This is a genomic window from Alicyclobacillus cycloheptanicus (assembly GCF_028751525.1).
GTDB classification, from domain to species: Bacteria; Bacillota; Bacilli; order Alicyclobacillales; family Alicyclobacillaceae; genus Alicyclobacillus_L; species Alicyclobacillus_L cycloheptanicus.
Genome location: NZ_CP067097.1, coordinates 1,536,393 through 1,561,695, shown reverse-complemented (window position 1 = coordinate 1,561,695; position 25,303 = coordinate 1,536,393). Strand labels below are relative to the sequence as shown.

The following is a 25,303-nucleotide window of genomic DNA, read 5'->3' as shown; positions in this document are numbered from 1 at the left end:
CCCTTCCCCGTCTGTGGTCACACCGCCACGGCTGACAACTCTTCGAGATATGCGCGCAGGACGCTCTCCATGCCTTCAAGCGTGGATTGCTGGTTAATCACGGTGCGCATCTCCGCCGCCCCCGGCATGCCCTTGATGTACCAGGCCGCGTGCTTGCGCATCTCCTTCACGCCGATGACCTCGCCCTTGTGTTCAACGAGGAGGTGCAAATGGCCAATCGCGACGGAAATCCGCTCCTCCACCGACGGCTTCGGCAGCTTTTTGCCGGTGCGCAGGAAGTAGGCGACTTCGCGGAAAATCCACGGATTTCCGAGCGCCCCGCGGCCAATCATGACACCGTCGCAGCCGGTCTGCTCCATCATCCGCAGCGCATCCTCAGGCTCCACGACATCGCCGTTGCCGATGACGGGCACATCCACAGCCTCTTTCACCTGCCGGATGATGTCCCAGTCGGCACGGCCCGAATACATCTGCTTCGCCGTCCGCCCGTGCACCGTCACCGCCTGCGCACCGGCCTCCACGACCGCCTGGGCAACTTCGACGGCGTTGACGTGATCGTCATCCCAGCCCTTGCGGAACTTCACCGTCACCGGCTTGTTGACGCGCTCGACGACCGCGCGGACAATCGACGCCGCGTACGCCGGGTCGCGCGCAAGCGCCGCCCCCGAGCCGTTCTTGTATATTTTCAGCACGGGACACCCCATGTTGATATCAATCAAATCCGCGTTCGTCTCGCCCACCATTTCAGCGGCGCGCACCATCGAATCCTTGTCGTAGCCCACCAGCTGCAGGCTCACAGGGTGCTCATCCGGCAAAATCGTCAGCATGCGCTGGCTCTTCTGGCTGCCGTTCACCAGCGCCTTGTCACTCACCATCTCAGCACACACCATGCCTGCGCCGAGCGCTTTGGCGATGATTCGAAAAGGCGGATTGCAGACGCCAGCCATGGGTGACAAAATGACCGGGTCGTCAATCTTCACCCCACCAATGGTCAACACAAGTCGTTCCCTCCTTTGGCAAACCGAGGCGCGGACACGCGTACGGTCCCTGTCCTCCGCGGCATCTCGCCTCATCCGAATCCAATGACTCAACCTACGATTGTAGCCCGTTTCAGCCGGTTTGTCGACGCCGCGATCACTCAATTAAAATCTAACCGAGAGGGTTTCGGCTCACTCAAATCAAAATCTTACCGAAGAGATCTCGATGCGGATGTCCATGAAGAGCCGCCGGGAATGCCTCGAAGCTCCCCGCGTCGACCTGCGCCCGGTGGGCTTAGGTTGGGCGGTCTGGTATTTGATGCCCTGTAGTGATGCCAAACTTCGTACCCACCCCATACTACAGTGACGCCTACTGCAGCCCAACCGTTTAGTACCCCAAAGTGCATACGATGTTCTACATATTGACTTTTACGTAAGTGACTACTATTTGGGCCATGTGTACTGGAATAACGTTTTTACATCGCCATGTGATTCCGTTCAAATAAGTGGTGAAGTTAGAAATACCGATGATCAAATGCCTGGAACGTCTGCAAATCACGTGAGATTCCAAGACGTTCTTTATGACAATGGCAACACTGGAAGTGCAATTGCTCCATCATTAGGGTCTTGGAAAAATTCCTCCAATAACGGAGACCCATACAGTCAAATGAACAACAGTAGTTATGCTTCCTCAAACTATTTTGACATATGGGATACCCATTCATACGCACAGTAACGTTTTAGTGGTTGGATGCGTCTTTATAAAACACAACACCCGAAAGGACGATTGGATATGAAATCAAGGATTAAGACAGCAATATCGATCGCCTGTGGACTTTCAGTACTTTCAATCTCAGCTTTCGCTTACTCCGGTTGGCACCATACAGGAACTGTAAAGGCCGCAACAACTGGTCTAGAAATCGCCCAGTTAAAAAGTGTATATGGTCTGAACTTCATTCCGGACAATGCACAAGCAACAAATTCTGGCTACATTACTGCTGATCAAGCTGTCTCGAATGTACAAAAGCTTTTTAATACACCCATTACTACAGATACTATGTTTGGTAGCGTTTCAACAAATCCTAATGGAGATGGTGTTGTAGCTCCATCATCGACTACAGCAGGAAAGCTAAATCATGGTGTTTTATCCGATTATCCTGTATGGGTAGTCCGAATCTCGAACATTAGTACGACTCCCGCTGGACCCAATATATCCCCAGATGCTTCTCAAAGTCAGAAAGATAATTTTGAATCATTCGAGAACTCGACTCAAAATGAAATGTATGCATTTGTCGACGCAAAGACAGGCGAAGTACTATTTATGAGTACGCTCAATGGATAATGGAATAGGCAATTGAAAAGTTTCACCTGGCCGCCGCAAGGCGGCCTATTCATATAAACAAATCCATCACGACGAGAGTGAACACGATAACGTAAGTTGCCTCTGTTGTTTCAGACAGTCACTACAGGACTCATAAAGGCAATCACGTGGCAGCGCTGCCGGATGTGCGTTCCTGTATCGCGCGATAAAGTGTAGCACGGCTTGTGGCCGCTCGGATTATTTGACGGTGAAATTCCAGATGTCATTGTCACCTGGAATCGGCGCGGAAGTTTCACGCATTTTGTCGGCCTTTGAATAAATAAAGGGGGCCGCCTTAGGCGACCCTCCTGCCAACGTGTTCGTCTAGAAGTATATCCACCTCGCAGTGTAAGTTCGGTTGCGCATCAGCACGAATGCGTCACTGCGCTGGTTGTCTTCGTGGAAGATCGCGTACCATCCCTCAGCACACCACTCTATTCTCGCGTAGTAATATCTGTCGCCGATCTCGATTTCAATCGGGTCTCCGCAATGCAAGTCATGTTCATCTTGTTCATCTGCAAAGTACCATCGGTCCCGCAGTGAACTGAATCGTAGATTTCCCGTCATGAGCCGCTCACCTCCATCCATGCCCGCTCCACATGACTGTTATCAACGACGCTGTGTCCCAACGTTGCAGCGTCGATCAGCGCGCCACGACACAGTGTGTTAATCAACCGGGGATTACCTTGGCTGGTTCTCGCAATCAACTTCACGGCATCAGCTGAGAAAATCGTTCTCTCCTGACCCACGCTCGCCAGCTGCTTCGAGACATAGTCCTGCACTTCAGCCTCGGTCAACGTCCCCATGTGGTAGCGAATTTGGATTCTCCCGGATAGTGAAGTCAGGATTCGGAGTTTCATCTTCTCCCGCAATTCTGTTTGTCCCACCAGCCAGAGGGAAATCGGCGAGAATGAATCAGCCCGAAAATTGTTGAGGAACCGAAATTCGGCCAGCATCTGCGGGTCGAGTTCATGTGCTTCATCGACGATAATCACGACTTGTTGGCCTTTTTGGTAGCTTTCTTCGAGCACCTGGTGAACGAGCGCCTGGTTATCTACCTGTCGAAACCTGGGCTGGATCTGCAGACGCTCGAGAATCACGCGGTATAGTGTTTTGGGCGTAAGTCCGGCGTTGGCGATATACATGAACTTGTATTGGCTCTCATCCATTCGCTTCATCACAGCGCGTACGGCCGTTGTCTTCCCGGTCCCGGTGTCCCCGGTTACAAGTGCCATGTGGCGGTGTTCCGTCGCGTAGATGAGCCTTGCAGAGAGCTCGCTGTGACCGTGAAACGCCACCAAGCGTTCGACCGGGATGTCACGGTCAAAAGGCTCCTGAGCGAAGCCAAAGAACTCAGTCATCATGAGATTCACCATCTTTCAGGGCACGAGCAAACGAGGTTCGCCCAAGCGACTGTTGCCTCTGCTTTTCGTGGGCTGCGGTAATCGTTTCGAGAAAGGAAATCCCTGGTTCGGTTGGTAGCTCTGAAGGTGGGGAATCGGCTTGCGTTACACGTTTGTCTGTGTGTCGGCGCATCTTCAGCGGGACGGCATTCGCGTAGTGCTTGCCCTCCAGCCATACCTGAATACGAGTGAGGTCGAAGGGGTTGTAGCGCAACGTCACGGTTCGCCCAACGAGGATGGACTCAACCTCGTACGTGTTTCCCTGCACTGAAATGCAGGCTGTCTTGTCCACCTTTGCCTTGTAGGTCCATTGAAATGCGTCTTCGAGCACATGCGGGTCCACCAACCGCAACGGACCGTGCGTGGTCAGTACGGCTGCAGGCCGTTTTTTCAACGTGCTGTGGGTTCTCTGGTGATACATTTTCTCCAGCCAGGCACGGAAGTAGCGATTGAGGTCGTCGAGATTCTGGATGGTACTGTTCTTCACACACAACTCGGCTTCCGGGCGGAAAGAGCGCTCTACGTAGCCGAAGTATCGTTCCAATTTCCCGCGCCCTTGGGGGAGAAATGGCCGGGAGTGACGAATCTCAAACCCGAGTCTGGCAGCCACCTCGCTCAACTGTTTTGACTGGTAAATCTTTGCATTGTCGCAGTAGAAGATTTTCGGCGTTCCATGCGTAGTAATCGCTTTTTTCAACGCATCCTCAAGCACCGGCAGATTCTCTCGAAAATAAAACGCGGCGTAGCAGATATAACGACTCTTATCGTCAAGTACAGCAACCAATCTGGCTACCCGCATCTGGCCCCCAGAGTTGGGGTCTGGGACGCGCAAGGAATCACAGACGTCACATTGCCAAATTTCGTGAACTTCATTGGCGGTATACCGCTGCCAGGTACGTTGCTTGCGCACTGCCTTTGTACGCTCCACCTTGGCTCTGCGCAAATGCGCGGACAGTGTGCTGCGCCGAATAAATCCTTCTGGAACGAGTCCTTCAGTCTCCAGCATCACAATGAGTTGCTCCACTGTGCGCAAGGGTTGTTCCTTACGCAAGGCCACAGCTCGTTCAATCACATGAGGGGGCAACACCCGCGGTCGGCGGTCGTCTGCCCGAAGTTGGGGAAGCAGCCCATCTACCCCTTCCTTTCGGTAGCCTGCCAAATATCGCTCTAGCGTGCGTTCCGAGAATCTTCTTTTCTCTCCGTTTGGCATCTCATGTTCCTGACTAGCCAGTTCCTCCAGCATCGCTTTTTGAGCACCACTCTCGGTTTGCCGCAATATCGGGGCAATAAGACCATAGCGGAACAGAGCGATTTGGCGTCGCGAATCATCTTGCATGTCCAGCTTCTCCTTCCCATACGAGATAGCCTCATTCTGGGGGCGGGTCCCATCCGCTCGGAAGATGGTTTTCTGTGGGATAAGCAGCGTTGTTACGGTGGAAGGGCTGGGGAGAGGCCATACGACACCCGCTTCACCGACAACGATGGGGCAAACAGGCAGACGACTTCACGCCTGAGATTCCAGAAGTCACTGCCGCCAGCCACGTCAAGCAGCACAAGCCGGTCATAATAGGTGCACAATACCGAGTCTCTGACGTTGTGGCGTAATGGAGGCAGTGGTACATCTGGCCGATGAAACTGGACAATCCGGGAGACCAAGGCGATGACTTTGGTCACCTGCCCCTGAATCCGAGTAAACCAGTTGCGGGCACATGACTCGGATAAGCAGACGCCGCATTCGGCCAATTTGGCTAGGGCAGCGTCTACCGTCAGTGTACCTGCCAAAAGGCTCACAAGAAGATCCTGGACCATGATTGTATACCGCTGGAAAGGTGCGACAAAGGATGGCAGGATTGCAAATGTCCGTTTGCAACTTGGGCACTGCCGCCGTTGTTGTAGGAAATCATGGCGCATCTCGCCTAAATCGAATGGGCGACGACGGTAGTATCCGTGGACGTACGTATACGAATGTGAACAGTAAATACAAGGCACGTCGCGCGGTAGCAGCTTCTGTACAGCGAGGGCGTATTCTTCCGGGCTTACCGGATTGACAGATTTGCATTCTATGGATACGCTAGGCATACAGCGAGAGCCATTCGGCCTCGAATTAGGGAACGAAAGTAACTGGCCACCAACCGAGTACACTTACGTTACCCTGCGCAGATGATGGGAACGCCACCTGGGCCTACTGGGCACAGAGGGCGTTTCTGCATTTCTCGACAATATCCTGCTAAAGTCCCCGACAGCGAATCAAAGAAAATCCACCGACAATGACGTCAAATAATCTGAGCATAAACAAACGTGGATGGAACGACAGCGAATCAGTTTGCCTACGATGCGGACGGCGACCTTACATCGATCAGCAACAGCAACGGATCGACCACCCTTGGCTACGACAAGAACGGGAATATCACGAGCCAGACGGATAGCACGGGTTCTCAGTCCTTTACCTATAACAAGGACAATGCTTTGACTTCGCTTGCTGCGACCATCGGCGGCACGACCATCACCACGAACTTCAATCTTGACAATCAGGATGACGTCACATCGATCACGAACGGAAGCGGTACGAAGCTTGCGACCTACAATGACAATGAGCAGGGCCTAAATGACACAATTGTGCTCGGGGATGGACTCAAAGAGGCGTTTAAGTACGACGGGGACCTGCATTTGCAATCACTTGTCATCGAAAACGGCAGCGGCTCCACTGTTGGGGACTATGAGTACACGTACGATGCGGATGGAAACCTGACCAAGGTGATAAATGGCCAGGACGGGTCAACCCTCGCGTCGTACAGCTATGATGCGATGAACCGCCTGACAAAAGAAGTTACGCCAGGCGGAGATACGATTGCCTACACATACGACCCAATGGGGAATATCACAGCAAAAACGGTGACGCCGAGTGGTTCCACTACCTCAACGACGACCAATTATACGTACAATGCGGACAATGAACTCACGGCTGTGGGGAGCCAGGCATATACGTATAATCCGAACGGGGAACTCACCAGCGACGGTACTAACACCTATAAGTGGAATGAACTTGGCGAGCTAACAGAGGTGGACAATGGTTCCGGCCCCATTGCAACGTACATCTACGATGCTCTGGGGCGTCGAGTGAGCGAAACGGCGGGCGGGAATACCACGAAGTTTTTCTATCAGGGGGAGACCGATGAGGTAACCTACGAAACAGACGGAAACGGCAATCTGCTCCAGTCGTACACCTACGGACCAAATGGCGAGCCGTTGACGCTTACGACTTGGAGCGGTGGAACAGGTACTACGTACTACTACGTCGAAAACGGTCATGGCGACGTGGTTGCTTTGACCGACGCAAGTGGAAATATCGTGGCACAATATACCTATGACGCTTGGGGCAACATTCTGAGTTCCTCCGGCACCTTGGCAAACACGAACCCGTATCTGTACGCAGGCTATCGGTGGGACAGTGCCGTCGGCATGTACTACCTGAACGCCCGGTACTATTCGCCGAGCCTGATGCGGTTTATTAGCCGGGATCCACTGGGAAGCTCCACTAATGACTACCCGTACGCGGATGACAACCCAGTGGATAAGGTAGACCCGAGCGGGGAGTATGGTGAAGGGGTTGCCGTATTGGCCGAGTTCGGGGTATTCGAGGCTGCAGATACGACCATGGACTGGAATCCAATAGGTTGGGGGTTAGCAATTGGCGGCGCAATTTATTTTGGCGGAACATTTATTGCTCACAACATTTTCTCAAGCCCTCACCATTCGTACGCGCAAAACAAAAAGACCGCTAGGAAAAAGATAGGTAGTCTTGAGGATCATGTTCGAGAACACGAAGAAAAAATTAAGAATAACCCGAGTAGTCAAGACATACCCCACTGGCAGAACGAAATTAATGCTGCCAAGGAGCAAATCAATAAGCTTAAAAAACGCTGGAACTTAAAGTGACTTGGGGGTGGTGAACGTGCATATTGGTCCGGAATTATACAAGGACATATCTGAAAAAATGCGTGCGCTAGGACTCAGTGGACCGGATTTTAGACCTATTTCCGCAGATTTAAATGATTTAGTTGAAGCTAGCGAAAGGTACCTTAACATTATAGACCAGCTATTACAGGCTGATAATAGTAACAAGGATTCTATTTTGGAACTTTTCATCGATTTGCAGGTTACTTTGGAGCATTTAATGTTTCACATTAAAAGTGGTCTTCCGTTAGTAGAAAGGATAATAAATTCCATTGAATGAATGACGTGACGTCAAAGTTAGAGTCCCATGTAGTGGTGTTATACTTGCCCCAGAGTCAACCCATACAGAAGGGATGGGTTAAGATGAAGTAGAGGTGTTTGTGATGCCGGGGCCTTGTGTAGCCGCTCACGCTGTTTGGCGGTGAATTTCTCACCGCCATTGGCGTGCGGGTTGTAGCGTCAATCCGTCATCGTGGTGGCCGGTGTGCCGTCAATCATTTTAGGCATGGCGGAGCAGCCGATCAGCCGGCCGCCCCTCGTTGCCACTCTTGGTCCGCCAGTACTCGCTGGATGTGGGCATCTTCCACGACGTCGCTGCCTTTGGCCGCTGCATCGTACAAGGCCTGTAGGCAGATTTGGTTCACTACCCGTGGAATCCCCCGGCTTACCCCATAAATCAAGTGCAAAGCACTGTCTGTAAACAGCGGCGCCTGCCTTCCGGTCAAGCGAATCTGGTGGCGGACGTATTCAGTCGTCTCCTCTCTGGTCATCCCAGTCAAGTGGTAGACCATTTCAATCCGCTGTGAAATCGCCTCATACTGGTGTTAGGCTGAAATAGTGGACACAACGAATCGAGAATGTAAGAATAAGGCGATTCGGGGTGAGCTACATGACACAGAAGTACGACAAGGAATTCAAACTTCATGCAGTTCAATTGGCTATGGAGAGTGGGAAGCCAGCTATACTGGCCCCAGAGTCAACCCAGACAGAAGGGATGGGTTAAGATGAAGTAGAGGTGTTTATGATGCCGGGACGTAAGTGGACAGTGGACGAGAAGATGAACATCGTGCTCGAGGGCATGATGCCCGGTGCGAATATCAGCGAGGTATGTCGGCGGCATGGCGTGGCCCAGAGTCTGTATTACAGGTGGCGTGAAGCGTTCCTGACTGGTGGACGGGCTGGGCTTCAGTCCGGACCCTCTACGAGGGAGCAGGAGCTGGAGAAAGAGTTGCAGGAGGCTCGGGCTAAGATCGGTGAACTCACGATGCAGGTGGATGTGTTGCGAAAAAAATCGAATTGGGGCCGGAAGTAAATAGCCGTTCTTTGGTCTGTCAGCTCGCCAAAGAAGGCTTTCCGGTCCCAGTGATTGCAAGAGCATTCGGGCTGAACCGGACGTACTGTTACAGTTTGCTGAAGCCGCCTGTGCCAAAACCGAAGCGGCCTTCTGTGGACAAGGACGCTCTGGTCAAACAGTGGATTCGGAAACTGTGCGAAGAATTCCCCACGTACGGATACCGGCGAATCCAAGTCATGCTGCGTCGCCGATACAACCTGCGGGTGAACCATAAGCGAGTGTACCGGTTGATGAAGGAAATGGGGCTGCTGGTGAAAACTCCGAGGCGGGGCGCTTCACGAGCGAAACGGCGAGGGAAGATACCGGTCACCAGGTCCAACGAGCATTTCCAGTGCGACATGACGAAGGTGTGGTGTGGGAAAGACGGCTGGGGATATCTGTTTGCCGTGATTGATGCTTATGACCGGGAGATTGTGGGGTACTCGTTTTCCCGGTTCTGCCGTACAGAGGACCTGCTGAAGGCCGTGGATATGGCGCTGAACTATCGCTTCCCGAACGGCGTTCAAGGTGCCGGTTTGACATTGCGAACGGACAATGGCTGCCAGATGACGAGTCGACGGTTCATTCAAGCGATGAAGGCCTGCCAAATCAACCACGAGCGGACGGGTTACAACAACCCCGATGCTGACGGATACATCGAGCGATTCTTCCGGTCGCTGAAGGAGGAGGAGGTCTGGCTGCAGGAATACAGCAGCTTTGCCGAGGCGAAAGCGGCGATTGAGTCGTACATTCACTTTTACAACACGGACCGACCGCATTCCGCACTAGGTTATCGCTCGCCGAAGGAATTCAGAAACTGGAAAATGCAACAGAACGCAGCGTGAGACGGTTTTTATCTGAATTGTAAATCTATCAACTCTTTCTTAAAAGCCATCCCATCTGTCTTGACAGTGTGGGGTTCAATACGCAGCGAGCCAGGTCGCTCGGGAACTTGGCGTCTCACAAAAGACACTGTATGGCTGGATGGCGAAGTACAAGGAGGATCCTGCTACCCCGTTCGTTGGTAGCGGGAACCTCAAGCCGGAAGTGAAGGCCTTACGGGATCTTGAGCGGGAAAACCGTGAACTGCGAGAGGAGAATGCAATCTTAAAAAAAGCGATGCGCATCTTCACCAACGACCGGAAGTAAGGTACCAATTCATCCACAGACACCGCTCCAAATTTCCGGTTGAGAAGATGTGCAAAATATTGGGTGTATCTCGGAGCGGGTATTATGCGTGGTGTGGACGCCCTGAGAGCGAGCGGTCCAAGCGTCGCAAACGAATCACGAAGCGGATTCATCAGATATTCGTGAAATCCCGTCGTCTCTATGGCAGCCCTAAAGTCACGCAGATCCTGCGCCAAGAGGGCGAGCGGGTGGCACAGAAGACCGTGGCCAAAATCATGCGGGAGAATGGGCTTAGAAGCCGTACAGTCCGCAAGTACAAGGCAACCACATACTCGAACCACAATTACCCTGTGCAGGAGAATGTGTTGAACCAAGCGTTCGTAGCCGAACGGCCCAACCAGGTGTACATGTCAGACATCACCTACATTCCAACGGACGAGGGTTGGCTGTACTTGGCCAGTGTCGAGGATCTGTGCTGCCGTAAGATTGCAGGTTGGCGTGCGGGTGCAAGGATGACGAAGGAACTGTGCATCGGGGCGCTGGAGCAGGCCTACGAACGCCAGAGGCCGACAGGACCTGTGCTGCATCATTCGGATCGTGGGAGCCAATACGCCTCTCATGACTACCAGGAAAAGCTGCGAGAATACGGGATGGTAGGCAGCATGAGCCGCAAGGGGAATTGTTTTGATAATGCATGTATCGAGTCGTTTCACAGTATTATCAAGCGAGAGCTCGTCTATCTGGAGAAGTTCAAGACGAGAGAGCAGGCAATGAAGCGCATCTTCGAATACATCGAGGTCTGGTACAACCGGGAGCGAGTTCACTCATCGCTGGGTTACCTAACGCCGGTTGAATTCGAAAGAAGATATTACCAATCCTTAAAAGATGCAGCAAGCTGAGCAATAACAGGCATCATATCAGAATATTAAAACTTACAATTTCTCTGTTCTGGGGTGTCCACTTTATTGACTTAATACCAATAATCGAGTGATTTCGGCCTTTATCGGTTCAAAGGATCCAATCGATACTCGGACACACACCTAGTGCCTTTGGAAAACATAAAAGAAACGTGGGAAGTCCCCAACCAACACATTTCTCCAGAGCAACGTCAAGGGGCAAACACCGACCATCTATATCTTCTCGACATGATATCACGTAGCACTGATCTCCAGAACCGCGACTCCTCAACAACTTTGCTATCTCGGCTGCATCGGAGTTAGGTTTAGGTATTTGGATCAAGTACTTTTGGTCAATTACTTTTTGAAACGCTCTGTTCGTCTGTATTGCGGTTTTCCGAACATTGCGGTAGGATGAATGCGAACAAACGTTCGAGGTGAGACGCTGTGAACATTCATCATATCCGTGAAGCCCATTTCCGGAACGGAGTCGTTTGTCCTCGCTGCGGCAGTAAATCGACGAAGCGTGACGGTAAGATGATCGGGACAGGCCGGCAACGTTATTTCTGCAAGGCATGTGGTCGAACCTTCAGTGACTTGACGGGAACCCCACTGTCATATACCAAGAAATCGGCAGAAATGTGGGATGAAATGGCTCGGTGCATGCGAGAAGGCAAGTCGTTACGAGCCACGGCCGAAGAACTCAACATCGCCGTCTCGACCGCTTTTGCATGGCGTCATAAAATCCTGGCCTCGTTGCGGGAACACACCGACGAGGACTCCGAACTGGATGGCATCGTCGAGGCCGACGAGACATTCTTTCGCCGTTCGTACAAAGGCAGTCACTTCAAGGACAAATTGAATCCTGATGCCCGCAAGAGGGATTTTGAACAACGATTCGGACGTAAACCTCGCAAGCACGGTAAAGGCGCATATAACCAGGGCGTCCATAAACGTGGACGGAGCAAGGATCAAGTGCCGGTGCTTGTACTTCGGGACCGTACGGCTCGTACCGTTTCGCTCGTTCTGGAGCGAGTGGATGCACAGACCTTACGTCAGGAAATGATACCGGTCTTGGGTACTGATGTAGTGCTCTGCACCGACGCTTTGCCCGCCTTCAAGAAAGTTTGCAAGGACGCCGCCATCGAACATGTTGCTCTGAATGCGAAAGCCGGTGTGCGAAGCAGAGGTGTGTACCACATCCAGAACGTCAACGCCTATCACGGTCGCCTCAAGGACTGGATGGTACGGTTCAAGGGCGTGGCGACAAAGTACCTCGCCAACTACATGACCTGGTTTGAGTACCTGGACACGACCCGAGCGATCACATCCGGCGTTTGGGAAAGGAGATTCCTAGCGATGGCCTGCATAGATACGAAGAAAATCCACCGCAAGATGGTCTATACAAGTGAATGTGCGATTTGCCACCAACCGATTCGCACAACAGACGAAGCGGCAACTCTCATCTGTGTCTCATATGAGACAGGCGAACGGAAACCGGATCGACTCTGCCATACGGCGTGTTACGACGCCTTGATCGCCGAAACCCATCCTTCACAAGCAATCAGTTGATTGCTATGGAATAGCAACAGTTGTTAAGAACAAAGCGTTTTGAAAACTGTGGGCTAAACCCCTTATCGCAATCGTTAGAGTCTTATGTAGTGGTGTAAATTCCACGGCTGGATCTTGACGAGAAAGCCATCGAGTGCAATCTACTAAAAGTGTCGAGCAATCAGTAGAGGAGGCACATCGATGGCTTCTACAGACAAGATCGCACTTTTGGATTTAATTCGCAAGATCGGATTAGAAGATGGTGATGTGGATTTCTTGAAGGAGGGGCTGAGAGTCCTCACCCAGGCAGTGATGGAGGCGGAGGTGAGCTCCCTCATTGGTGCTGAACGGTATGAACGTAGTGAGAAGCGTAGTAACAGCCGTAATGGGCACAGGGACAGAGAGTGGGATACCCGTGTTGGAACCATCGAATTGCAGATTCCGAAGCTTCGTAAGGGGAGCTACTTCCCCAGTATCCTAGAACCTCGGCGGAAAGCTGAGAAGGCACTGCTGTCCGTTGTTCAAGAGGCATACGTGCATGGTGTGAGCACCCGTAAGGTGGATGAGTTGGTTGAGTCTATGGGAATTCAAGGGCTGAGCAAGAGCGAAGTGTCACGAATCTGCAAAGAACTCGACGACGTGGTACAGGACTTCAAGAACCGCCCTCTGGATGGGACATATCCGTATCTGTGGCTAGATGCGACATTCCCGAAAGTACGAGAAGGCGGACGGGTGCAGAGTATGGCTTTTGTGATTGCCATTGGTGTGCGAGACACCGGTGAGCGTGAAGTATTGGGGTTTGATATTGGTGTTCATGCTCAGATTATTTGACGTCATTGTCGGTGGATTTTCTTTGATTCGCTGTCGGGGACTTAGCAGGATATTGTCGAGAAATGCAGAAACGCCCTCTGTGCCCAGTAGGCCCAGGTGGCGTTCCCATCTGCGCAGGGTAACGTAAGTGTACTCGGTTGGTGGCCAGTTACTTTCGTTCCCTAATTCGAGGCCGAATGGCTCTCGCTGTATGCCTAGCGTATCCATAGAATGCAAATCTGTCAATCCGGTAAGCCCGGAAGAATACGCCCTCGCTGTACAGAAGCTGCTACCGCGCGACGTGCCTTGTATTTACTGTTCACATTCGTATACGTACGTCCACGGATACTACCGTCGTCGCCCATTCGATTTAGGCGAGATGCGCCATGATTTCCTACAACAACGGCGGCAGTGCCCAAGTTGCAAACGGACATTTGCAATCCTGCCATCCTTTGTCGCACCTTTCCAGCGGTATACAATCATGGTCCAGGATCTTCTTGTGAGCCTTTTGGCAGGTACACTGACGGTAGACGCTGCCCTAGCCAAATTGGCCGAATGCGGCGTCTGCTTATCCGAGTCATGTGCCCGCAACTGGTTTACTCGGATTCAGGGGCAGGTGACCAAAGTCATCGCCTTGGTCTCCCGGATTGTCCAGTTTCATCGGCCAGATGTACCACTGCCTCCATTACGCCACAACGTCAGAGACTCGGTATTGTGCACCTATTATGACCGGCTTGTGCTGCTTGACGTGGCTGGCGGCAGTGACTTCTGGAATCTCAGGCGTGAAGTCGTCTGCCTGTTTGCCCCATCGTTGTCGGTGAAGCGGGTGTCGTATGGCCTCTCCCCAGCCCTTCCACCGTAACAACGCTGCTTATCCCACAGAAAACCATCTTCCGAGCGGATGGGACCCGCCCCCAGAATGAGGCTATCTCGTATGGGAAGGAGAAGCTGGACATGCAAGATGATTCGCGACGCCAAATCGCTCTGTTCCGCTATGGTCTTATTGCCCCGATATTGCGGCAAACCGAGAGTGGTGCTCAAAAAGCGATGCTGGAGGAACTGGCTAGTCAGGAACATGAGATGCCAAACGGAGAGAAAAGAAGATTCTCGGAACGCACGCTAGAGCGATATTTGGCAGGCTACCGAAAGGAAGGGGTAGATGGGCTGCTTCCCCAACTTCGGGCAGACGACCGCCGACCGCGGGTGTTGCCCCCTCATGTGATTGAACGAGCTGTGGCCTTGCGTAAGGAACAACCCTTGCGCACAGTGGAGCAACTCATTGTGATGCTGGAGACTGAAGGACTCGTTCCAGAAGGATTTATTCGGCGCAGCACACTGTCCGCGCATTTGCGCAGAGCCAAGGTGGAGCGTACAAAGGCAGTGCGCAAGCAACGTACCTGGCAGCGGTATACCGCCAATGAAGTTCACGAAATTTGGCAATGTGACGTCTGTGATTCCTTGCGCGTCCCAGACCCCAACTCTGGGGGCCAGATGCGGGTAGCCAGATTGGTTGCTGTACTTGACGATAAGAGTCGTTATATCTGCTACGCCGCGTTTTATTTTCGAGAGAATCTGCCGGTGCTTGAGGATGCGTTGAAAAAAGCGATTACTACGCATGGAACGCCGAAAATCTTCTACTGCGACAATGCAAAGATTTACCAGTCAAAACAGTTGAGCGAGGTGGCTGCCAGACTCGGGTTTGAGATTCGTCACTCCCGGCCATTTCTCCCCCAAGGGCGCGGGAAATTGGAACGATACTTCGGCTACGTAGAGCGCTCTTTCCGCCCGGAAGCCGAGTTGTGTGTGAAGAACAGTACCATCCAGAATCTCGACGACCTCAATCGCTACTTCCGTGCCTGGCTGGAGAAAATGTATCACCAGAGAACCCACAGCACGTTGAAAAAACGGCCTGCAGCCGTACTGACCACGCACGGTCCGTTGCGGTTGGTGGACCCGCATGTGCTCGAAGACGCATTTCAATGGACCTACAAGGCAAAGGTGGACAAGACAGCCTGCATTTCAGTGCAGGGAAACACGTACGAGGTTGAGTCCATCCTCGTTGGGCGAACCGTGACGTTGCGCTACAACCCCTTCGACCTCACTCGTATTCAGGTATGGCTGGAGGGCAAGCACTACGCGAATGCCGTCCCGCTGAAGATGCGCCGACACACAGACAAACGTGTAACGCAAGCCGATTCCCCACCTTCAGAGCTACCAACCGAACCAGGGATTTCCTTTCTCGAAACGATTACCGCAGCCCACGAAAAGCAGAGGCAACAGTCGCTTGGGCGAACCTCGTTTGCTCGTGCCCTGAAAGATGGTGAATCTCATGATGACTGAGTTCTTTGGCTTCGCTCAGGAGCCTTTTGACCGTGACATCCCGGTCGAACGCTTGGTGGCGTTTCACGGTCACAGCGAGCTCTCTGCAAGGCTCATCTACGCGACGGAACACCGCCACATGGCACTTGTAACCGGGGACACCGGGACCGGGAAGACAACGGCCGTACGCGCTGTGATGAAGCGAATGGATGAGAGCCAATACAAGTTCATGTATATCGCCAACGCCGGACTTACGCCCAAAACACTATACCGCGTGATTCTCGAGCGTCTGCAGATCCAGCCCAGGTTTCGACAGGTAGATAACCAGGCGCTCGTTCACCAGGTGCTCGAAGAAAGCTACCAAAAAGGCCAACAAGTCGTGATTATCGTCGATGAAGCACATGAACTCGACCCGCAGATGCTGGCCGAATTTCGGTTCCTCAACAATTTTCGGGCTGATTCATTCTCGCCGATTTCCCTCTGGCTGGTGGGACAAACAGAATTGCGGGAGAAGATGAAACTCCGAATCCTGACTTCACTATCCGGGAGAATCCAAATTCGCTACCACATGGGGACGTTGACCGAGGCTGAAGTGCAGGACTATGTCTCGAAGCAGCTGGCGAGCGTGGGTCAGGAGAGAACGATTTTCTCAGCTGATGCCGTGAAGTTGATTGCGAGAACCAGCCAAGGTAATCCCCGGTTGATTAACACACTGTGTCGTGGCGCGCTGATCGACGCTGCAACGTTGGGACACAGCGTCGTTGATAACAGTCATGTGGAGCGGGCATGGATGGAGGTGAGCGGCTCATGACGGGAAATCTACGATTCAGTTCACTGCGGGACCGATGGTACTTTGCAGATGAACAAGATGAACATGACTTGCATTGCGGAGACCCGATTGAAATCGAGATCGGCGACAGATATTACTACGCGAGAATAGAGTGGTGTGCTGAGGGATGGTACGCGATCTTCCACGAAGACGACCAGCGCAGTGACGCATTCGTGCTGATGCGCAACCGAACTTACACTGCGAGGTGGATATACTTCTAGACGAGCACGTTGGCAGGAGGGTCGCCTAAGGCGGCCCCCTTTATTTATTCAAAGGCCGACAAAATGCGTGAAACTTCCGCGCCGATTCCAGGTGACAATGACATCTGGAATTTCACCGTCAAATAATCCGAGCGGCCACAATTGGCACGAGCGAGGATGGCTCGTTTTGGCTCACATTCATCCGTAGCCTGGTTGCACGTGGTTTGCGTGGCGTGCAGTTGGTGATTAGTGATGCCCACGAGGGACTACGTACTGCGATTGGCTCTGCGTTGACCGGAGCGACGTGGCAGCGCTGTCGTGTTCACACAATGCGTAACATTCTTAGTCAGGTTCCTAGAGCGTCACAGTCCATGGTTTCGTCGATTGTCCGGACGATCTTTGCTCAACCGACACAGGAAGCTGCCAAACAACAATTGGCCGTCGTTGTAGAGCAACTGCAGGGAAAGTTCCCAAAAGCGATGGATGTCTTAGAGCGTGCAGAGGAAGACGTACTGGCGTACATGGCATTTCCGAAGGAGCACTGGAAGCAGATCTGCTCGACAAACCCGCTTGAGCGTTTGAATCGTGAACTCAGGCGCCGCTTCGATGTGGTTGGTATCTTCCCGAACAGGGAATCTGTCATTCGTCTTGGCGGAGCAATTCTCCAGGAGCAAAACGATGAATGGATCGTAGCCAGACGCTACTTTAGCCGAGAGTCCATGGCAAAACTCACTGGTACTGACAAACAGCAATTACTAGCTCCAACGTCAGTTTTGCATAAATAGCCGACACTAGTGGTTGCACTCAAATTTACACCACTTGACGGGACACTACCTCGCAATCCTCCTTTTTTGAGGTGATGACAGTTCATGGAGAAATCGTTCCCGCCTTCTTCTTATGAAGAAATTCGTAACCAGCATTTTATCAAGCTCTGAATCCACCAGCAAATACCATCCTTTCATCTGAGCTTTCAGTTCGACTCGTATCATTAAAACGTGGGAAAGAGATTTTATTCGCCGCCGGGCTAAACAGCGGTCTTACTCTAGTTCACCGGCGGCACCTTGCCTACCTGGGATAGTAATAATGATCGTGTGGGTTTGGTCCCTTCGGGGTTGGACTTTCAGGCATGGGAACATCAGGATGGTAATGCGGCCCGTATTCCCCACCTGGATGATGAATCGGTTCCTTCCCTTTCCAGCGCGTTTCGCGGCCTCCTTCGCCGCTTTGCGGGAAGGATAAAATTTCCTCCTAGCAGGTGGGTACGGGCTTCTATGTGCACTATGGTAGTGTTCATATACTTCATACCCACCCCACACTGCAGTGACGCCCACTGCAGCCCAACCTACGACGGGTACCCATCCAGCTATTGCATCGAATCCTGCCAAATCCGCGAGCCCAGTTAAGCCCAAGACCCCAGCCCCAAATTCACCAGTCGGATCCGTCTCCATAACCGGGCTGTCATCGGCATAAGTATATTCGTTTATCGACCCACCTAGTGGGTCTTGGCTAATAAACCGCATCTGGGTCGGGGAGTAATACCTTGCATTCAGGTAATACATGCCAACTGCGTCATCCCAGCGGTAACCGGCATACCGATATGGGTTCGTCGACGCGAGGGTTCCGGAGCTGCTCAGGATATTTTCTCCGACTATCGTACGTGTACTGTGCAAGAGGCTTCATCAAATAACCAATTTATTGTAATTATTCGCCCTTTACATCCAACTCGCGAATTATATCTTCTATAATAGGCAAGGAGCTTTTTACATGAAACTCGAAATGTTCCAATATAGTTTGTAATCTCACAAGAAATTTTAGGGTACGATCAGCATCTTGCGTCTCTAACACCAATAGGTCTCCTATTTTTTCAAGATAATCATTACTGGTCTCGGCTAGATCGTATAGATCAGCTAAAAAGGAACCATATTTACTGCTTTCTAAATGAAATTCTTTAAGTTTACTTTCGAGACTATCAAAAAGTGCATGGTCAAATGCCATTTATTCAACCCCTTTATTTAATATTCCATCTCTTTTTCAGCTTAGCAATTTTACCTTGTGCAACTCTAATTTCATGTTCCCAATGTCGACGTGCACTACTATGACGTGCACTACTATTCGGATTTTCTCGTATTTTTTCCTCATGCTCCTGAATTACGTCCTCTAGACTATCAATTTGTTCCTTTGCGTGTTTCTTATTCTGAGCATATGAATAGTTACGGCCTGATGAGTGAGAGTGATGCCAAACTTCATACCCACCCCACACTGCAGTGACGCCCACTGCAGCCCAACCTACGACGGGTACCCATCCAGCTATTGCATCGAATCCTGCCAAATCCGCGAGCCCAGTTAAGCCCAAGACCCCAGCCCCAAATTCACCAGTCGGATCCGTCTCCATAACCGGGCTGTCATCGGCATAAGTATATTCGTTTATCGACCCACCTAGTGGGTCTTGGCTAATAAACCGCATCTGGGTCGGGGCGTAATACCTTGCATTCAGGTAATACATCCCAACTGCGTCATCCCAGCGGTCACCGGCATACCGATATGGGTTCGTCGATGCGAGCGTTCCAGAACTGCTCAGGATATTTCCCCAAGCGTCATAGGTATATTGTGCCACGATGTTGCCGCTTGTGTCGGTCAAGGCAACCACGTCGCCGTGACCGTTTTCCACGTAGTAGTACGTAGTACCTGTTCCACCGCTCCAAGTCGTAAGCGTCAACGGCTCGCCATTTGGTCCGTAGGTGTACGACTGGAGCAGATTGCCGTTTCCGTCTGTTTCGTAGGTTACCTCATCGGTCTCCCCCTGATAGAAAAACTTCGTGGTATTCCCGCCCGCCGTTTCGCTCACTCGACGCCCCAGAGCATCGTAGGTGTACGTTGCAATGGGGCCGGAACTGTTGTCCACCTCTGTGAGTTCGCCAAGTTCATTCCATTTATAAGTGTTGGTGCCGTCGCTGGTAAGTTCGCCGTTCGGATCATACGTATACGCCTGGCTGCCCACGGCTGTGAGTTCATTATCCGCATTGTACGTATAATTGGTCGTCGTTGAGGTAGTGGAACCACTCGGCGTCACCGTTTTTGCTGTGATATTCCCCATTGGGTCGTATGTGTAGGCAATCGTATCTCCGCCTGGCGTAACTTCTTTTGTCAGGCGATTCATCGCATCATAGCTGTACGACGCGAGGGTTGACCCGTCCTGGCCGTTTACCACTTTGGTAAGGTTTCCATCCGCATCGTACGTGTACTCATAGTCCCCGACAGCGGAACCGGCCCCGTTTTCGATGACGAGGGATTGCAAACGCAGGTCGCCGTCGTACTTAAAAGCCTCTTTTAGTCCATCCCCGAGCACAATTGTGTCATTTAGCCCCTGCTCATTGTAATTGTAGGTCGCAAGCTTCGTACCGCTTCCGTTCGTGATGGATGTGACATCATCCTGATTGTCAAGATTGAAGTTCGTGGTGATGGTCGTGCCACCGATGCTCGCAGCAAGCGAAGTCAAAGAATTGTCCTTGTTATAGGTAAAGGACTGAGAACCCGTGCTATCCGTCTGGCTCGTGATATTCCCGTTCTTGTCGTAGGCAAGGGTGGTCGATCCGTTGCTGTTGCTGATCGATGTAAGGTCGCCGTCCGCATCGTAGGCAAACTGATTCGCTGTCGTTCCATCCACGTTTACGGCAGTCTGTTCCCCTGCATGATCGTACGTTGCTCCGATGGTGTGCCCATCTGGCAGGGTCGTGCTGATCAGATTCCCATCGGCGTCGTACGCATACGTAGTTTGATTTCCAAGTGCATCCGTAGATGCGGTCAGTTGATCTAGACTGTTGTACGTCGACGTATTGGTCGCATAGGTGGTACTGCCATCGCTTGAAGTTTCTTTCACTTGTGTGATGTTGCCATCCCCGTCATACGTATACCCAACCTGCAGGTTATCTGGGGTAGACATTTGCGTGCTCAGGTTGTGATCTGATTCATACGTCAGCGATATCGAGTTTCCAATCGGATCGGTGACTTGCGTGACATCTCCAAATGGGTCATTCGAATACTGAGTCTTGTTCCCAAGCGGGTCGGTGGAAGACGTCATGAAATTCCCTGATGAATCATACCCATACGTACTCGTGCTCGGGTCGATGGAAAGGCGCATCTCGGCAAACCAGGTCTTTGCGTCAGATGGCGTGCTGCTGCTCGTTGGCGCAGTCATGAATTCTGGCATGATATATGCCGTGCCAGATGGCACAGTGTAATTTGCAGGAAGTGTAGCTGTCAGGTACTGCCATCCAAATGTCCCACTCTGGGTAGGCGTGTTCACACCGCCAAGGACCGTCGTTTTGTCAGAAGCCAGAAATTTCAAGTCGATATAGCTCCCGGTGGCGTCCAGCCCCTTCACGAGCCCGCCGATGGTGTACGTCTGACCTTTGACGTATGGGATATACATATTGCTGTCACTTGGGTACATTCCGGCCCATGCGCTACCCGGGGACGATTTGTGCCACGTTTTGCAAAGGGCCAAAAGTCGTATCTGCAGAGGTGTGGTTCCCAACATCCGCGCTCGAATTGGAAACGACGCTGACCGAACCCGTATATCCCCAATCGTAAAGGTCTCCGTTTGAGCTGTTGAAATCTCCGTTCAATATTGCGTTATACTGCGGCGCCAAGTCATAGCCGACGAGGTCCGCGGCGTCAAACTTGACATTATCCCCGGAACCTGGCTGCGTAACAATAATGGGCCGGTAGTACACCGCGCCCGAAGGGAAAGACACCTTCGGTGCCACCACAGTCAGTTGATACCATTCCCCGCCAACAGGAAGAACAGCGCCATCCACTTCGCCATCATAGTTGTCACTGCTGTCGTAGAAGTTGAACTTTACCCGTGTCGTTTTGGCTGCGGCGAGACTGCTGGCCTTCGCGTATACCTCAAACGCAAGTCCCGTCGATGTACTCGGCAAATCCGAGATGGGATAGGTTGCTGTTCCTGGATACAACGACACGCTGGACGCAGACGAAAGGTTGGACACTTCCCAGGATGACCCTCCGAACAATGCATCAGAGGACTGTGTATCCGTGTGGCTAGGTCCCTGCTCGGACCAATCCACAGGCAACCCGCCCGACCACTCTTCGACACTGTTGTTTTCGAGTAGATTGCTGGCAGTCGAGATGGGGTACGTACCCGAGGACACTGTCCCATTCGAATTGTAGCCCGCGCCTGCTGTCTGGTACTGCGGCGTCAGCGCCGTCGTCTGGTCATGGTTTTGGTCGTACTGGAACTGGTACTTGCCTCCGTTTGGCAGGGTGAGACTCGACACCTCATGGTCAACCGAACCGTACGCAGAGTCTGGATGTGAAACCTGCGTTGTATTCCCGTTGGGGTCCGTAACAGACGTGGGTTGCCCCCAGTCGTCGTATGCGTTTTTCGTCACATTGCCGAGCGGATCCGTCGCCTGCGTCACTTCACCAAACTCGTTGTATACGTAACTCCACTTCCGATCCAACCCACTTGGGTCGAGCACCTTCTGCGTTGTCAAGTGGTCATCGTCATACGTCCATTGCGTTTCGATACCCTGTGGATCAGTGAGCGTGACCGTACCATTGCCATAGCTCACGCTCTCGCTCTTACCCGATGGGTCGGTTTCACCCAAGACGCGGCCATTTGAGTCATAGGATATTGAATAGGTGTTTCCGTTTGGCGTGGTTACACTTGTCAATTCTCCACTTGTATCGCCGTACTTGGTCACGTTCCCTTTCGGATCCGTTACGGAGGCGAGATTATTATCCGAGTCGTATCCATAGTTCCATACTTCGTTTGTCGTACTGTTGGCCGCAAAGGAGACAGATGTCACCAGCCCAGACGAATTGTAGCTGAGCGTCGTCGAACGGCCACTGGCATCCTGGAGCGACGTTGGATTCCCGCTCGAGTCGCGGCTGATTGTCAGCTTGTTTCCGTTTTGATCCGTGATATCCGACAACAAATATTCTTGTGTACCACCGTTTGCTGTAAAGGCGGTCGTAAAGTCTTCCGTCGTATAATCGCTCAATTGAAGTGAATACCCCGTAACCGCCCCGTTGTTTTTCACCGCGGTAAGCGTGTCCGCCGTTAGACCAGGTGGAGACGCGTAGGTCCCGTCCGGTTGAGGCCAGAAAATGCTCGTACTTCCATCCGCTCCGATGAGATACGGCAGGTTATTGATTATAGCGATATGCTCTTGATACCCCAGCGTCCATCCGTTCCCGAATAGACCTGTCTGACTTGACTCGTTACTGTTATAGGTCCTGGACATGGAGACCTGCGGACCATACCCACTAGTTGTCAAGTCGGTATCCTGTAATACAAAATTCCCTGTAGCTCCATCCCCACTACCTATCTCGAGCGGCACCATCGTCGATGCGTTCCCCTCATCTGGAACATACGCTTGCATGGTCGGAGTGAACGCGTTACTGTTGGACGTCGTAGATCCATCCGAGGCAACGGCTTCGATACGGAACCAGTAGTTCGAGTCGGGTGCGTAGTTGGTCCCAGTTCCATTCGCATTGTAGGCATTCTGGTAGACGGGGCCTGGATTCATCGCCAGTTCCCCACCGCCGCCATTGTGGTAGAGCTGCCACTGTCCACTGGCCACCTCAGATGGCGTTGGCCAAATTCCCTTCCCCTTTGATGTCCAGTGCGTTACGTTTCCAACGTTGAAGGCCTCATACTGGTGACCGTCGAAAATCATGACATTATAGCTGGATGCACCGGGTACCGGGTTCCACCACAGGTTCACATAGCCGGTTGAATTGTCATCATGCGTATACATGGCTCCCCACGGTGCGCTCGGGGCGGCATACGTGATGTCGATATGCGGGTTGGTAGAACTGCTGCTCCCTTCTGCGACGTACTTGTGCCAATAGGCCTGTCCATTCCCATTTTCATTCAGCATCAGGCCTAGCTGGGGACTACTGGAGGGCGACTGGCCGGACAGCTCGTTAGACCACTGTTGTACGACAGAGGTGACATTGAAAGCTGCCCACTGGTTTCTGTATACAGAGGCTGTACTGACGGCGCTGCCATGTCCGGGCTTGGTGTTCCACGTGATGGAGGAAGGAGTCCAGTTGGAGGACGTGTTGGTGTACAGCCAAGTCGTTTCCGGTGTGGACGTGTAATAGGACCAATCACAGTACGCATAAAATGTCGCACTGGTGACAGTCAGTCCAAGCAAGGGAAGCTGCGAAACCGAGGGCAGTTTAAAATACGCCCAGTTGTCTCCGGTGGTTGCGTCATAGTCCCCGACGTGCAGGTCGTCATACCCTAGGCTGGAGTCGTAGAGACTTGAACCGCTGTAGTTGGTGGTCGGGTAGGCGCTGGAAACGTATGCATCAGAAATCTGCGAAGACAGCGTCACTGTTGGGTCGATATAGACCGGGTATACACGGCTCGCATCAGCTAACCAATTCTCGTCGACGGATACCTTAAGAACCGTCTTCCCAGCGACCTGTAGAATACTGTATGTTACCCCTGTAGAAGATGGTGCGTCCCCGGAATGCGGGTCAATGTTGCTGTCGGTCATGACACCGTGCGGCATGGTAAAGATGGTGTTTCCTTTACTGTCCTTGAAGTCCAACGAGCCATCCTTTTCAACTTCTGGTGACAACCCATTGGTATTCAATATAAACGCGAACGAATGAAGACCGGGCACGTATTTGTCCAGGACGATGGATTCTTTCACGCCTTCACTGGTGACAGTATCTTGCAGGCTGACATCTGGATAAAGACCAGAATAATGAATGGCGTTCGAATTTACATGACCAGGTACAGATTGGAGGTTTGTAAAGGTATCTGAACCAACAGACTTTTCCATGGAAGAAGAGACGGGGATGAAGGCAACCTGATGTCCTTGGTAGTTCACCGTCTCAAGGCTTTTCGCAGCTGTAGAATCCGCGCTCGAAGAAAAGTGCGTGCCGAACAAATTCTTTGAGACACCGAAGCCAGTCGTATCCTTTGAGAGAGCGGTATCAATGTGCTGCCAATTTCCGCGAGCATCCAAATAGTTGACCGGCGAAAAGTAAACTTGTGCTTGGATGGTTCCATCCGGCATTTGATACACGCGCGAATCTTGCGTCTCGAGAGAGGGCAGTTCCTGAGCAACGGCAGTAGACGTCTCAGCATGTGCAACCGACAAAGACTGAAAGGGCGCAACCAAGAGGCCAATGAGCGAGAAAAGAGCAACCGACACCGCCAGACAATTCCTGCGCTTCGACAAGAGACACACCGCCTTGCGGGTTGATTTACCCCTCACCCTGGCAAGTCTCGTGGGACGCCAACTATTTGTCTGTGAACACTGACGATTCCGCGGCGTACTTCGACATGCCCACGTACAAATCCTTCAGCAATTTATAACTTTTTAATTTTGGCCCAATCACAATTCACGGCTTATCAACACCATTCGACACTGATGAGGGTTAGTCAACGTTCAGTTAAGGTGGCTGTCGAATAATGTGAAGACACCACAGGACGTTCGCCGACGACGTTCACTACGCTTCTGATCACTGCTCGACGACGTTCACTACGCTTCTGA

22 protein-coding genes and 4 pseudogenes are annotated in these 25,303 nt (G+C 52.1%); 15 read left to right on the top strand and 11 right to left on the bottom strand.

What is annotated here, in order from left to right; translation table 11 throughout:
* Positions 1 to 17: 17 nt before the first annotated feature.
* Positions 18 to 998, bottom strand: a complete 981-nt coding sequence (gene dusB, locus JI721_RS07135) for a tRNA dihydrouridine synthase DusB (RefSeq protein WP_307016235.1) — start codon at positions 996 to 998, stop codon at positions 18 to 20.
* Between the two features lie 772 nt (positions 999 to 1,770).
* On the opposite strand from dusB, the gene JI721_RS07130 reads away from it, so the two are divergent.
* Positions 1,771 to 2,319 carry a hypothetical protein gene (locus tag JI721_RS07130; RefSeq protein ID WP_274457332.1) on the top strand — a complete coding sequence of 183 codons (549 nt, stop codon included), beginning with the start codon at positions 1,771 to 1,773 and terminating at the stop codon, positions 2,317 to 2,319.
* Positions 2,320 to 2,661: 342 nt separating this feature from the next.
* Here JI721_RS07130 and JI721_RS07125 read toward each other — a convergent pair whose 3' ends face one another.
* The 5 genes and pseudogenes from JI721_RS07125 to JI721_RS17245 form a co-directional block, all read right to left on the bottom strand.
* The gene (locus tag JI721_RS07125) at positions 2,662 to 2,904 is read right to left on the bottom strand and encodes a DUF5348 domain-containing protein (protein ID WP_274457331.1); all 243 of its coding nucleotides are present in this window, start codon (positions 2,902 to 2,904) and stop codon (positions 2,662 to 2,664) included.
* Positions 2,901 to 3,701: an ExeA family protein gene (locus JI721_RS07120; RefSeq protein WP_274454938.1), complete on the bottom strand. Its 801-nt coding sequence runs from the start codon at positions 3,699 to 3,701 to the stop codon at positions 2,901 to 2,903. Before JI721_RS07120 ends, JI721_RS07125 begins: the two co-directional genes overlap by 4 nt.
* Positions 3,691 to 5,076 carry a DDE-type integrase/transposase/recombinase gene (locus tag JI721_RS07115; RefSeq protein ID WP_274454937.1) on the bottom strand — a complete coding sequence of 462 codons (1,386 nt, stop codon included), beginning with the start codon at positions 5,074 to 5,076 and terminating at the stop codon, positions 3,691 to 3,693. The genes JI721_RS07120 and JI721_RS07115 overlap by 11 nt, the downstream gene beginning before the upstream one ends.
* 92 nt (positions 5,077 to 5,168) lie before the next feature.
* Positions 5,169 to 5,549, bottom strand: coding sequence for a hypothetical protein (locus tag JI721_RS07110; RefSeq protein ID WP_274454936.1), 381 nt, complete (start codon positions 5,547 to 5,549; stop codon positions 5,169 to 5,171).
* Between the two features lie 51 nt (positions 5,550 to 5,600).
* Positions 5,601 to 5,819: pseudogene (locus tag JI721_RS17245) on the bottom strand (hypothetical protein); the annotation flags it as partial.
* A gap of 219 nt (positions 5,820 to 6,038) precedes the next feature.
* Here JI721_RS17245 and JI721_RS07105 point away from each other — a divergent pair.
* Together JI721_RS07105 and JI721_RS07100 are read left to right on the top strand one after the other, a co-directional pair.
* Positions 6,039 to 7,676, top strand: coding sequence for an RHS repeat domain-containing protein (locus tag JI721_RS07105; RefSeq protein ID WP_274457330.1), 1,638 nt, complete (start codon positions 6,039 to 6,041; stop codon positions 7,674 to 7,676).
* Positions 7,677 to 7,692: 16 nt separating this feature from the next.
* Entirely contained in the window at positions 7,693 to 7,974 is a 282-nt protein-coding gene (locus JI721_RS07100) for a hypothetical protein (protein WP_274457329.1), read from the top strand.
* 241 nt (positions 7,975 to 8,215) lie between these two features.
* On the opposite strand, the gene JI721_RS07095 is transcribed toward JI721_RS07100, so the two are convergent.
* Positions 8,216 to 8,473 (bottom strand): hypothetical protein, encoded by a 258-nt coding sequence (locus JI721_RS07095; protein ID WP_274457328.1) that lies wholly within the window; start codon positions 8,471 to 8,473, stop codon positions 8,216 to 8,218.
* Positions 8,474 to 8,718: 245 nt separating this feature from the next.
* Between JI721_RS07095 and JI721_RS07090 the strand changes: the two genes are divergently transcribed.
* The 12 genes and pseudogenes from JI721_RS07090 to JI721_RS07045 form a co-directional block, all read left to right on the top strand.
* On the top strand, positions 8,719 to 9,006 hold the full coding sequence (locus tag JI721_RS07090; RefSeq protein ID WP_026975887.1) for a transposase: 288 nt from the start codon (positions 8,719 to 8,721) through the stop codon (positions 9,004 to 9,006).
* A gap of 50 nt (positions 9,007 to 9,056) precedes the next feature.
* Entirely contained in the window at positions 9,057 to 9,872 is an 816-nt protein-coding gene (locus JI721_RS07085) for an IS3 family transposase (protein WP_274457327.1), read from the top strand.
* Between the two features lie 127 nt (positions 9,873 to 9,999).
* Complete coding sequence (locus JI721_RS17240) at positions 10,000 to 10,176, top strand: hypothetical protein (RefSeq protein ID WP_407654102.1); 177 nt, start codon at positions 10,000 to 10,002, stop codon at positions 10,174 to 10,176.
* A gap of 11 nt (positions 10,177 to 10,187) precedes the next feature.
* Positions 10,188 to 11,054 (top strand): IS3 family transposase, encoded by an 867-nt coding sequence (locus JI721_RS07080; protein ID WP_274457723.1) that lies wholly within the window; start codon positions 10,188 to 10,190, stop codon positions 11,052 to 11,054.
* A gap of 534 nt (positions 11,055 to 11,588) precedes the next feature.
* Positions 11,589 to 12,623, top strand: a complete 1,035-nt coding sequence (locus JI721_RS07075; protein ID WP_456151378.1) for an IS1595 family transposase — start codon at positions 11,589 to 11,591, stop codon at positions 12,621 to 12,623.
* 180 nt (positions 12,624 to 12,803) lie between these two features.
* Positions 12,804 to 13,415: pseudogene (locus JI721_RS07070) on the top strand (IS256 family transposase); the annotation flags it as partial.
* A 208-nt stretch (positions 13,416 to 13,623) separates the two neighbouring features.
* Positions 13,624 to 13,842, top strand: a pseudogene (locus JI721_RS17235) (hypothetical protein); the annotation flags it as partial.
* A gap of 51 nt (positions 13,843 to 13,893) precedes the next feature.
* Positions 13,894 to 14,274, top strand: a complete 381-nt coding sequence (locus JI721_RS07065; RefSeq protein ID WP_274454936.1) for a hypothetical protein — start codon at positions 13,894 to 13,896, stop codon at positions 14,272 to 14,274.
* Positions 14,275 to 14,366: 92 nt separating this feature from the next.
* Positions 14,367 to 15,752, top strand: coding sequence for a DDE-type integrase/transposase/recombinase (locus JI721_RS07060; protein ID WP_274454937.1), 1,386 nt, complete (start codon positions 14,367 to 14,369; stop codon positions 15,750 to 15,752).
* On the top strand, positions 15,742 to 16,542 hold the full coding sequence (locus JI721_RS07055; protein WP_274454938.1) for an ExeA family protein: 801 nt from the start codon (positions 15,742 to 15,744) through the stop codon (positions 16,540 to 16,542). Before JI721_RS07060 ends, JI721_RS07055 begins: the two co-directional genes overlap by 11 nt.
* Entirely contained in the window at positions 16,539 to 16,781 is a 243-nt protein-coding gene (locus JI721_RS07050; protein ID WP_274454939.1) for a DUF5348 domain-containing protein, read from the top strand. Before JI721_RS07055 ends, JI721_RS07050 begins: the two co-directional genes overlap by 4 nt.
* Before the next feature lie 140 nt (positions 16,782 to 16,921).
* Positions 16,922 to 17,545, top strand: a pseudogene (locus JI721_RS07045) (IS256 family transposase); the annotation flags it as partial.
* 252 nt (positions 17,546 to 17,797) lie between these two features.
* On the opposite strand, the gene JI721_RS17230 reads toward JI721_RS07045, so the two are convergent.
* The 4 genes from JI721_RS17230 to JI721_RS07030 form a co-directional block, all read right to left on the bottom strand.
* The gene (locus tag JI721_RS17230) at positions 17,798 to 18,319 is read right to left on the bottom strand and encodes an RHS repeat-associated core domain-containing protein (protein ID WP_407654080.1); all 522 of its coding nucleotides are present in this window, start codon (positions 18,317 to 18,319) and stop codon (positions 17,798 to 17,800) included.
* Between the two features lie 142 nt (positions 18,320 to 18,461).
* Positions 18,462 to 18,755, bottom strand: a complete 294-nt coding sequence (locus JI721_RS07040; protein WP_274457326.1) for a hypothetical protein — start codon at positions 18,753 to 18,755, stop codon at positions 18,462 to 18,464.
* A gap of 13 nt (positions 18,756 to 18,768) precedes the next feature.
* Complete coding sequence (locus JI721_RS07035) at positions 18,769 to 21,189, bottom strand: RHS repeat-associated core domain-containing protein (protein WP_274457325.1); 2,421 nt, start codon at positions 21,187 to 21,189, stop codon at positions 18,769 to 18,771.
* Positions 21,190 to 21,223: 34 nt separating this feature from the next.
* Positions 21,224 to 24,988, bottom strand: coding sequence for a DNRLRE domain-containing protein (locus tag JI721_RS07030; RefSeq protein ID WP_274457324.1), 3,765 nt, complete (start codon positions 24,986 to 24,988; stop codon positions 21,224 to 21,226).
* Positions 24,989 to 25,303: the final 315 nt, after the last annotated feature.

Bases quoted from the DNA above. Each gene is read 5' to 3' on its own strand.
- JI721_RS07055 (WP_274454938.1), top strand. From the start codon at position 15,742: ATGATGACTGAGTTCTTTGGCTTCGCTCAGGAGCCTTTTGACCGTGAC.
- JI721_RS07050 (WP_274454939.1), top strand. From the start codon at position 16,539: ATGACGGGAAATCTACGATTCAGTTCACTGCGGGACCGATGGTACTTT.
- JI721_RS17230 (WP_407654080.1), bottom strand. From the start codon at position 18,319: ATGTATTACCTGAATGCAAGGTATTACTCCCCGACCCAGATGCGGTTT.
- JI721_RS07130 (WP_274457332.1), top strand. From the start codon at position 1,771: ATGAAATCAAGGATTAAGACAGCAATATCGATCGCCTGTGGACTTTCA.
- JI721_RS07115 (WP_274454937.1), bottom strand. From the start codon at position 5,076: ATGCAAGATGATTCGCGACGCCAAATCGCTCTGTTCCGCTATGGTCTT.
- JI721_RS07110 (WP_274454936.1), bottom strand. From the start codon at position 5,549: ATGGTCCAGGATCTTCTTGTGAGCCTTTTGGCAGGTACACTGACGGTA.
- JI721_RS07040 (WP_274457326.1), bottom strand. From the start codon at position 18,755: ATGGCATTTGACCATGCACTTTTTGATAGTCTCGAAAGTAAACTTAAA.
- JI721_RS07125 (WP_274457331.1), bottom strand. From the start codon at position 2,904: ATGACGGGAAATCTACGATTCAGTTCACTGCGGGACCGATGGTACTTT.
- JI721_RS07035 (WP_274457325.1), bottom strand. From the start codon at position 21,189: ATGTATATCCCATACGTCAAAGGTCAGACGTACACCATCGGCGGGCTC.
- JI721_RS07090 (WP_026975887.1), top strand. From the start codon at position 8,719: ATGCCGGGACGTAAGTGGACAGTGGACGAGAAGATGAACATCGTGCTC.
- JI721_RS07065 (WP_274454936.1), top strand. From the start codon at position 13,894: ATGGTCCAGGATCTTCTTGTGAGCCTTTTGGCAGGTACACTGACGGTA.
- JI721_RS07120 (WP_274454938.1), bottom strand. From the start codon at position 3,701: ATGATGACTGAGTTCTTTGGCTTCGCTCAGGAGCCTTTTGACCGTGAC.
- JI721_RS07060 (WP_274454937.1), top strand. From the start codon at position 14,367: ATGCAAGATGATTCGCGACGCCAAATCGCTCTGTTCCGCTATGGTCTT.
- JI721_RS07075 (WP_456151378.1), top strand. From the start codon at position 11,589: ATGATCGGGACAGGCCGGCAACGTTATTTCTGCAAGGCATGTGGTCGA.